Origin of the sequence: Leucobacter ruminantium, assembly GCF_017565705.1 — a bacterium.
Lineage (GTDB): Bacteria > Actinomycetota > Actinomycetes > Actinomycetales > Microbacteriaceae > Leucobacter > Leucobacter ruminantium.
Genome location: NZ_JAGDYL010000061.1, coordinates 1 through 1,498, shown reverse-complemented (window position 1 = coordinate 1,498; position 1,498 = coordinate 1). Strand labels below are relative to the sequence as shown.

Genomic DNA, 1,498 nt, shown 5'->3' with positions numbered 1-1,498 from the left:
CCCCGTTACTTTGTTCGTGGCTCCTGATCCGTGAGGATGAGGGGCGAGGCAGCCAGCCGGGTCCGGCATGATTGTTGCCCCCTGTCGCAGTTCATGATCTGGGGGGTGTTGTCACCGGGCTCCGGTCTGGCGGAGGGTGATCGCTGATAGGGGCAAGACCAGAGCCGCGATAGCCGGGGCAGGGTCGTTCGTAACGTGGATGCCGACGCCCATCGCCACCTGACTGCCGAGAATGTCAGGAACGAAGGGATCCCATCATGGGCAGTATCGAACGCTACGACGAGGTAGCGGTCATCATCGGCCTGGACGTCGGCAAGAGCGAGCATCACGCGGTCGCTCTCAACCGCGACGGGCAGAAGCTCTACGACAAACCATTGCCGAACACCGAGGTCGGGATCACTGACGTGCTGCGCCGGCTCACTGAGCACGGCCCAGCCCTCGTGGTCGTCGACCAGCCCGCAACGATCGGCGCGCTCCCGGTCGCTGTCGCCCAGGCAGCAGGCGTACTGGTGGGGTACCTCCCAGGCCTCACGATGCGCCGGGTTGCAGACCTGCATCCGGGTGAGGCGAAGACCGACGCCAGGGACGCGTTCATCATCGCCGAGACCGCCCGCACCATGCCTGCGACGTTGCGCTCGATCAAAGTCGCCGACGAGCAGATCGCCGAGCTGTCGATGCTGTGCGGCTTCGATGACGACCTCGCCGCGCAGATCACGCAGACTTCGAACCGGGTGCGGGGCCTGCTCACCCAGATCCACCCCACGCTCGAGCGGGTGCTCGGGCCGCGCCTGGACCATCCCGCGATCCTGGACCTGATCGAGCGTTACCCCTCACCAGCAGCGCTGCGACAGGCCGGGCAGAAACGCGTCGCCACCCGGCTGCTGAAACGCGCTCCTCGCAAGGGTGGTGTCTGGGCGCAGGAGATCTTCGATGCTCTCGACCAGCAGACGGTCACCGTTATCGGCACCAACGCCGCGACCATCGTGCTGCCCAGACTCGCCAGGCAGCTCGTCGAGCTCCGGCAACAGCGCACGGACATCGCCACTGAGGTCGAGCAGATCGTAGAAGCGCACCCTCTTCACCCGGTCCTGACGAGTATGCCCGGAGTCGGCGTCAGGACCTGCGCGAGACTCCTCACCGAGATCGTCGGGAAACACTTCCCGACCGCCGGGCATCTCGCCGCCTACGCCGGTCTGGCGCCCGTCACCCGTCGTTCGGGCACCTCGATCCGAGGCGAATCGCCCTCGAGGCGCGGGAACAAGGTCTTGAAGCGGGCCATGTTCCTCTCCGCGTTCGCAGCGCTACGAGACCCGGAATCTCGTGCCTACTACGACCGCAAGATCGGTCAGGGCAAACGCCATAACCAGGCCCTGATCGCACTCGCCCGGAGGCGTTGCGACGTGATCTACGCCATGCTCAAAACCGGCAGTCTCTACCAACCCCGAGCACAGAGCGGCGCCGCTCTCGCGGCTTGACAAAGGTCATAGGGGCACCCCCC

The 1,498-nt window shown here is 65.8% G+C and carries 1 protein-coding gene; it reads left to right on the top strand.

Annotated features, from left to right (window positions below; genetic code table 11):
• Positions 1–257 precede the first annotated feature (257 nt).
• A complete protein-coding gene (locus J4H91_RS15350; RefSeq protein ID WP_208047117.1) occupies positions 258–1,475 on the top strand; it encodes an IS110 family RNA-guided transposase in 1,218 nt (405 codons plus the stop codon).
• Positions 1,476–1,498 lie beyond the last annotated feature (23 nt).

Bases quoted from the DNA above. Each gene is read 5' to 3' on its own strand.
- J4H91_RS15350 (WP_208047117.1), top strand. From the start codon at position 258: ATGGGCAGTATCGAACGCTACGACGAGGTAGCGGTCATCATCGGCCTG.